At 60.6% G+C, this 7,901-nt stretch carries 5 protein-coding genes and 1 other RNA gene; 4 read left to right on the forward strand and 2 right to left on the reverse strand.

Translation table 11 applies throughout. From position 1 onward, the window contains the following. Positions 1-104: 104 nt before the first annotated feature. From ligA to KY379_RS25075, 4 genes are all read left to right on the forward strand, one after another. Positions 105-2,435, forward strand: coding sequence for an NAD-dependent DNA ligase LigA (ligA, locus tag KY379_RS25060; protein ID WP_261241945.1), 2,331 nt, complete (start codon positions 105-107; stop codon positions 2,433-2,435). A 342-nt stretch (positions 2,436-2,777) separates the two neighbouring features. Further along, positions 2,778-2,874: signal recognition particle sRNA small type (ffs, locus tag KY379_RS25065), an RNA gene on the forward strand. 1,522 nt (positions 2,875-4,396) lie between these two features. Then, on the forward strand, positions 4,397-5,458 hold the full coding sequence (locus tag KY379_RS25070; RefSeq protein ID WP_261241939.1) for an N-acetylmuramidase family protein: 1,062 nt from the start codon (positions 4,397-4,399) through the stop codon (positions 5,456-5,458). A 1-nt stretch (position 5,459) separates the two neighbouring features. Then, a complete protein-coding gene (locus tag KY379_RS25075; RefSeq protein WP_261241938.1) occupies positions 5,460-6,080 on the forward strand; it encodes a hypothetical protein in 621 nt (206 codons plus the stop codon). A 51-nt stretch (positions 6,081-6,131) separates the two neighbouring features. Here the strand turns inward: KY379_RS25075 and KY379_RS25080 are convergent, their stop codons facing one another. Together KY379_RS25080 and KY379_RS25085 are read right to left on the reverse strand one after the other, a co-directional pair. Next, positions 6,132-6,557 carry a hypothetical protein gene (locus KY379_RS25080; RefSeq protein WP_261241937.1) on the reverse strand — a complete coding sequence of 142 codons (426 nt, stop codon included), beginning with the start codon at positions 6,555-6,557 and terminating at the stop codon, positions 6,132-6,134. Positions 6,558-7,027: 470 nt separating this feature from the next. Continuing rightward, positions 7,028-7,795, reverse strand: coding sequence for a substrate-binding periplasmic protein (locus KY379_RS25085; RefSeq protein WP_261241936.1), 768 nt, complete (start codon positions 7,793-7,795; stop codon positions 7,028-7,030). Positions 7,796-7,901 lie beyond the last annotated feature (106 nt).

Consider the following 7,901-nt stretch of genomic DNA (forward strand, 5'->3'; position numbering starts at 1 on the left):
GCGTGCTGGTCGGTTCGGGGCTGTGGTCGTCTGTAACCGGCCCTTTCGAACCCCAGCCACCATCCCCCAGGCTGCTCTTTTGCTTTGCAAGAGACCCTGAAAACATGAACGCCGAATCCCGAATCCACGAACTGCGTGCCGAGCTCGACCAGCACAACTATCGCTACTACGTGCTCGACGAGCCCAGCGTGCCCGACGCCGAATACGATCGGTTGTTCAACGAGCTCAAAGCGCTGGAGGCCGAGCATCCGCACCTGATCACCCCGGACTCGCCCACCCAGCGCGTGGGCGGCGCCGCCCTGGCCGCATTCAGCCAGGTGCGTCACGAAGTCCCCATGCTCAGCCTCGGCAACGCCTTCGAGGAGGCCGACCTGCGCGAGTTCGGTCGCCGCGTGGTCGAAGGCCTCGATCAGCCTGGTGCGGTCGATTTCAGCTGCGAGCCCAAGCTCGATGGCCTGGCGGTCAGCCTGCTGTACCGTGATGGCCTGTTGGTGCAGGGCGCCACCCGTGGCGACGGCACCACCGGCGAGGACATCAGCGCCAACGTGCGCACCGTGCGTAACATCCCGCTCAAGCTGCACGGTGAAGGCTGGCCGGCGGTGCTGGAAGTGCGCGGCGAAGTGTTCATGAGCAAGGCCGGCTTCGACCGGCTGAACGCCGCCCAGGCCGAAGCCGGTGGCAAGACCTTCGCCAACCCGCGCAACGCCGCCGCCGGCAGCCTGCGCCAACTGGATTCGAAGATCACCGCCAGCCGCCCACTGGAGTTCTGCTGCTATGGCGTGGGCCAGGTGTCCGCAGCCATTGGCGACAGTCATATCGAAATCCTCGAGCAGCTCAAGGCCTGGGGCCTGCCCATCAGCCGCGAGCTCAAGCATGCCGCCGGCATCGAGCAGTGCCTGGAGTATTACCGCGATATTGGCGAGCGGCGTAACAGCCTGCCCTACGAAATCGATGGCGTGGTGTTCAAGGTCAACAGCCTGGCTGCCCAGCGAGAGCTGGGCTTTCGTGCCCGTGAGCCGCGCTGGGCGATCGCCCACAAGTTCCCGGCCATGGAAGAGCTCACCGAAGTGCTGGACGTCGAGTTCCAGGTCGGGCGCACCGGTGCGGTGACTCCGGTAGCCCGTCTCAAGCCGGTCAAAGTGGCCGGCGTGACCGTGTCCAACGCCACCCTGCACAACATGGACGAGATCGCCCGGTTGGGCCTGCGCATCGGCGACACGGTGATCATTCGCCGCGCTGGCGACGTGATCCCGCAGGTCATGCAAGTGGTGCTCGAACGCCGTCCGGAGCATGCCCGTCCGGTCCAGGTGCCAAGCGAGTGCCCGGTATGTGGATCGCAGGTCGAGCGCACTCAGTTGGTCAAGCGCAGCAAGGGTAAGGAAACCACCAGCGAAGGCGCGGTGTATCGCTGTGTCGGTCGTCTGGCCTGTGGTGCGCAGCTCAAGCAGGCGATCATTCACTACGTGTCGCGGCGTGCCATGGACATCGACGGGCTGGGTGAGAAAAGTGTCGAGCAGTTGGTGGACGAAGGCCTGATCGGCTCGCCCGCAGACCTCTACAAGCTCGAGTTCGAGCAGGTGGTCGGCCTCGAGGGTTTCGCCGAGGTGTCCAGCCGCAAGCTGCTCGATGCCATCGAAGCCAGCAAGCGCCCGACCCTGGCCCGCTTCATCTATGCCCTCGGCATCCCCGATGTGGGAGAAGAGACCGCCAAGGTTCTGGCCCGCTCGCTGGGCAGTCTGGCGCGGGTGCAGGTGGCCTTGCCCCAGGTGCTCACCTATCTGCCGGACATCGGCCTGGAAGTGGCCTATGAGATCCACAACTTCTTCGAGGACGACCACAACCGCAAGGTCATCGAGCAGTTGTTGGCCAGTGGCATGCAATTGCAGGACGAAGGCGACTTGGCGGCCGAGTTCGCCGCCAGCACCACCCTTGCCGGCATGATCGCCAAGCTCGACATCGCCTCGGTCGGTCCGACGGGTGCGGAAAAACTGGTGGCCAAACTCGACAGCCTGGACAAGATCATCGCCGCCGACGGCATCGACCTGCGCCAGGCGTTGGCCGCCAAGCAGGCCGAAGCCGTGCGTGAATTCTTCAAGGATGAGGCCAACCAGCGATTGGCGCGAGCGATCGAAGCCCAACTGCTGGACTTTGGCATGCACTGGAGCAGCGAGAAGAAAACCCCCGAAGGCCTGCCTTTGGTGGGTCAGACCTGGGTGCTGACTGGCACCTTGGAGCGCATGAGCCGCGATATCGCCAAGGAGAAGCTGGAAAGCCTGGGGGCCAAGGTGGCGGGCTCGGTCTCGGGCAAGACCCACTGCGTGGTCGCCGGTCCTGGCGCCGGTTCCAAGCTGGCCAAGGCCAGCGAGCTAGGGGTCAAGGTACTGGATGAGGACGCCTTCGTCGCGTTCCTGGCGGAGCAGGGTATCTCGGTCTGAGTGGCTTCAGATCAATGGCCAAGCGGCATCAAGGGATGCCCAACCGTTCATGCTGCAGGAAAGGTCGTCAGGCTTTGGTAGCAGTGAAGATCCTGTAGGAGCGGGCTTGCCCGCGAAGCAGACACCTCGGTCCATGGCACCGGCCTTGCCGGTGATCGCGTGCAGACCCGCTCAGGGCGGCAAGAGAGTTGCTCCCCAAGGACCGGATGACGCCCGGCATGGGTGCAATCCAGACAAGTCATTGAGAAACGATGATTTTTTCTGGCCGCAGCGGTTGTATCTTCGCCCCAGAACGGTACAATGGCGCGGCTCGCTGCTTAGTGAGCCGCGTAGTGGTGGCCCCATCGGTCCCCCCGCATTGATTACCCGTTAACCTGGTCAGGCCCGGAAGGGAGCAGCCATAGCGGGAACATCGAGTGCCGGGGTGTGGCTGGTGGGGCCGCCTCCATTTCCGGTCCTCGAAAAATCGAGGCTGTCATGGTTCTACCCCGCTTTATTGCCCTTTCTGTATTCTGAATAGGTGCCTGGGTTGGCCCTACCGCTACGGTATGTCCTCAAGGCAAATCAGCCCCCACAGGTGCGGCCCACCAGTCTGTCAGAATCGCCGCCCTTGCAGAATTACTGACCTCCCTACGATAAACCCAGCCCAGGCGAAACAAGTTGCGCGTCAGTGCAACAGTTGGGTATTCGCCGCATGAGCAATCTGGGTTTGTTCGAATGTGCACTTTGGATGGAGATAGCTGGAGGGTGGGTCAGGCTTGATCTTGTTCATGGTGTAGCCCCAGTTTTTTTCGAAAAGGATCTACCGATCCGCTCCTTCTCACGGGAGCAGGGTGGCAACCAAGTGTGGGGTGAGAACCGGTAAACATGGGAAAGCCGGCCAGACCAAGGTCTGCCCACACAGGGCCGCCATTACTGGCTGCTGTCATGTTTACGGAGTTCTCACACTCCATCGTCCGAAAACGACTCGGGAACGTTATCTTTCCGGGCCATCGCATGACAACTTCAAGACGTCGATGTGGTTTGTAGGATACTTCCTTAGCTATGACTCATGCACGATCAAGCCCTAGATTCAGAAAACCCTGACATTCACCCCAAGGGTCCCCACCTACTAACAATGCCTGCTTCACCGAGAAATGGGGACACGAGAAATGGGGACAGATTTATTTTTTGCGAGAAATGGGGACAGATTTATTTTTCGCTGTATCCTGAATAGGTGCCTGGGTTGGCCCTACCGCTACGGTATGTCCTCAAGGCAAATCAGCCCCCACAGGTGCGGCCCACCAGTCTGTCAGAGTCGCCGCCCTTGCAGAATTACTGACCTCCCTACGATAAACCCAGCCCAGGCGGAACAAGTTGCCTCAGTGCAACAACTTCGTATCTGCTGGAATGGAGATCTGACTGTTCCCAAGCGTTTGCCTGAGATGTTGATGGGTGTGGGGTGGGTCGGGAGCAATCTTTTTCATGGTGTAACTCCTATGTCTACCCAGGAGCTACCACTGTTCTCCCTCTCACAGGATAGGGCGGCAGCCATGCGTGGGGTGAGAGACCGGTAGACACAGGAAAACCCGGCCAGGCTTGAGCCTGCCCACGCACGACTGCCATAGCAGAACGGCTCATGGTCTAACTCGTCAGGCTCTCACACCCGGTCATCAACGCGACGACCCGGTGACGTTAAGGCTGGAGCGGTTTTCAGACAATATAAGCGCTTCTGATAGGCGAGTAGGATAAGTCGCTAGGAAGGGACCGATGAAGAGCGATTCGGCAGATTCAGAAAACCCTGACATTCACCCCAAGGGTCCCCACCCACTAACAATGCCTGCTTCACAAGTCCGAGTCCCCGCGCTGGACAACCCGCACCCCCCTTGTTAGTTTCCGACGCCACATGTTTCAGAATGTGACCATGGCTAGACAGCGACATCAGATCGATATCGCTGAGTTGATCGACAAGGACGTGTGCAATGAAAGACCTGCAAGGGTTGCCGAGCCTCATCGTGGCCTCGGTGGGGGCCCCAGGCAAGGCGCGAAACCTGCCTGCCGATGTTCAATGCATCCAGTATCTGTTCAACCTGATCATGCCTAGGCTGGGGATGCCGCTGCCTGAAAATGGCCGTACCGACAGCCGATTGGTGCAATGCATCAGCCAGTATCAATTTCGCCACCTGAGGTACGCGCACCCGGACGGGGTGGTGGACCCGGGTGGGCGAACCTTCAACAGCCTGATCGAAGAAGCGATCCGAGTGCCGGTCAAGCTGCACCCCACGCTGCGCCTGCCGACCTTCGCCAATGCCCTGGGTAGCGTCTATGGCAGCAGCAATGGCCCCGACATGATCCAGGCCACGGTCAATCACTATCTGGCGCGGGCACGGGCGATCATCGAGGCGCAACGACGCAATCGGCAGATGGTGCTGCAAGCCACCTGTGACGGCGGCACGACGTTGAGCGACAGCGACTTCGAGAACGCCGCCAGCCAGCTTGGCCATGGCATCACCGCCAACCTGGTCAAGGCCTTCGCCACGGTCGAGTCGGGCGGACGCTCCGGCTTCGGGCCGGCCAACCTGCCGGTGATCGCCTTCGAGGGACATATCTTTCGCCGCTACACGCGGCACAAGTACGACCGAACCCATCCCTTGCTTTCCTATCCCTACAAAAAGAAAGCCGGACCGCAATGGCAAGCCAACAACAAGGATCAGGCCAAGGCGTGGGAAACCCTGGCCACCGCGTTCGCTCTGGATCAGGAGGCAGCCTTGAAGTCGGCATCCTGGGGAATGTTCCAGATCATGGGGTTCAACTTTGCCGATTGCGGTTACAAGCATGTGTTCGACTTCGTCACTGCAATGAAGCTCAACGCCGGTCAGCAACTCAAGGCCTTCCTCGGCTTTTGCAGCAAGAATCCGGCGTTCATCAAGGCGGCGACCAACAAGGACTATGCGGGCATGGCGCGCAGTTACAACGGCGACGACTACGGCGACTATGACGTCAGAATCAAACGCGCCTATGAAGCGCTCGAAGGGAAGAAATGACATGCTGAAGACGTTTTCCGCTCAGGTGGTGGCCATGGCCGCAGTGCTGCTGTGCGGCGCCGCGCCGGTATTGGCTGGCAACCCAGGATTCAAGTCGGGCCAGTACGAGACGCTGATGCTGGCGGTCACCCCTGATCATCGGATCGAAGGCTACTACTCCGAAGAGCTGGGGCAGGGCGTTACTCGCCATTGCACTTTCTATCTGCAGGGCAAGATCGACGACACGGCCTCCACGCCGGTTACCACCTGGCTCGACGAGGCCTTTCCAGGCACCGTGGCGCCGGTTGAGAATGGCGTGACCTTGACGGTGGAAAGAGGCCGTGAGCACCCAGGCTGCCCAAGCGTGCTGATGCCGGAAATCACCACGGGCCTAGAGCTGAGCCAGACCGCCAGCAAGCCGTGGATCGGCCTGGTGACCATTGCCGCCGACAAGGCCTACCTGTTGAAAGCCGCAGGCGGCAAGACCGCGAAGCGGCCCTACATCGTCAAGGAAGATGTGGTTGGCGTACTGGCGTACAAGGAGGGTTGGGCCCGGGTCGAGTACATCAATCCGCATGGCCGATCGTTCATCGGCTGGATCCGTGACGATCAGTACATCCACCAGGCGGCGCCGGAAAGCTGAGCCTGTGGTGGCAGGGGCGATCCACCGCCGCGGCGGTGGATCGGAACGGCATCACAGTGCGTATTTTTCTTCGATGGTGCGCTTTTCCAGTGTGTAGCGTTTCAAGTCGATCTCGTCCGCTTCCAGCTTCGAGCCGAGCACGTCCAGGTCGTGGCTTTTCAGGTCGGCGACGTGGGCTTTGGTGGCCTGATAGTTGATCGCTTCGGCGGCGTTATGCCCGCTCACTGGATCCCAGAGAATGGACAGTGGCCAGAACAACAGGTTGACTACCCCGTAACCATACGAGCGACCATAGAACGAACCGCCACCCGGCAAGAGGCCGAGTCCGGCTGCGAGGCCTGGGCTCTTTTCCTCGACGGCGAGGTTCCTGGCGCGGTAGCTTGCGAGCTCCGACTCCTGGAATGAGTTGAGGCCGTTGGCGCAACCTGCAGTGAGCGCGATGAGTGTGGCGGCGGTGAAACTGCGAAACATGGACATCCAGTGATCCTTGAAAGTATGTACGTGCTCGAACCCCCTCAGGGCACGAGTGCGCGCACTTTACACGGAGTGGTGGCTGTTTGACATCATTGCGCAGGCAAAGAATACGCCATGCGCTCGCTGAGGCAGGGTCCGGCGGAGGCTCCCTCGCTCAAGCGGGCTCACCTCCAGGCTTGGACGTCAAGAGCGATGGACCAGTGTCCAGATCAATCCCATGGTAGGAATGTCGATGGCATACGCAATGAAAACGACGCCGAGGGCGATGGCGGCCAAGGACCAGTAGACTTCGTGCTTATTGGCATGTAGCGGCATTATCTTTCTCCCCAGAAGGAAACCCGCTTTTTCAGCGTAGCACCGCAAATGCGCGGGTTTCCCGGCTGGAGGCGAGCGAAGGCACCGTCTATCGCATCAGGCTACAACTAATAATCAGTTGTATTCCTTTGTCGAAACGAGGTGCCTTCCCATGCAATTCACGGGTTCGCCAGCGACATCTTCTCCGAATATCCCGAAGCGCCATATCGCTGGACGATCCGCTCCAGTTCTCCGGATTGTTTCATCCGTACCAGCGCGCGCAACACCCCTTGGGAGGGGACCGTCGGGTCGTTGCGCACCAGGCACCCCAGCATCTGCTCATCAAGCACCGCGATGACCTGCAGGCGCTGTTCTGGCGGCCCGTGTTGATTGAACCACTGCAAAGACAACTGATTGCTCACCGCAAGCCGGTAGCGGCCGGCCTGGAGCTTTTGTAGTGCCAGCGTCTGGTTGCGGCTGTCTTCACGTTGCAGTTGTCCCTTGGCGAACAGAGGGTCGAGGGTGTCATAGACATACCCCAGCACCGTGCCGACCGTCTGTGGCGGCAGTTGCTCGGGACGGGTAGGAGGGATGTCGAAGGCGCGCCCGACCAGCAGGTCGCGTTGGCGGATCAGCGGTATGCTCCAGATGAAATTGCCAGGACGTGCGTTGAACCACCTGGGGCTGACATAGCAGCGCACATCGATGTCGCCATCCTCCATGGCTTGTTGCAAACGTAGGCGGGCCATCAAGTGGTATTCGGGACGAGCACCGGCTTCCTGGGCCACGGCTTGCATCAGGTCGAACAGCATGCCCTCCACCGGCCGGCCGCCTTCGAAGCGGATCAGCGGCATGCTCCAGCTCTCGGCTACGGAAAAGCGCAGCACGGGCTGCTCTGCCTGGGCGGGGGCAATCAACAGCAGCCATAACAGCAGCAGTTTTCGCAAGGCATGTCCTCCCTGAGCCGCGTGCGCCAGTTCATCGGTTTTCTCCGCGAGATACCCCGTACTTTAGTGCGGGGAGGGATAGCGAGGCGTGCGAACTGCGCGCCCT

It is taken from the genome of Pseudomonas sp. HD6422, assembly GCF_025377065.1.
Lineage (GTDB): Bacteria > Pseudomonadota > Gammaproteobacteria > Pseudomonadales > Pseudomonadaceae > Aquipseudomonas > Aquipseudomonas putida_U.

Coding starts and splice junctions, on each gene's coding strand:
- ligA (WP_261241945.1), top strand. CDS start 105: ATGAACGCCGAATCCCGAATCCACGAACTGCGTGCCGAGCTCGACCAG.
- KY379_RS25070 (WP_261241939.1), top strand. CDS start 4,397: ATGAAAGACCTGCAAGGGTTGCCGAGCCTCATCGTGGCCTCGGTGGGG.
- KY379_RS25075 (WP_261241938.1), top strand. CDS start 5,460: ATGCTGAAGACGTTTTCCGCTCAGGTGGTGGCCATGGCCGCAGTGCTG.
- KY379_RS25080 (WP_261241937.1), bottom strand. CDS start 6,557: ATGTCCATGTTTCGCAGTTTCACCGCCGCCACACTCATCGCGCTCACT.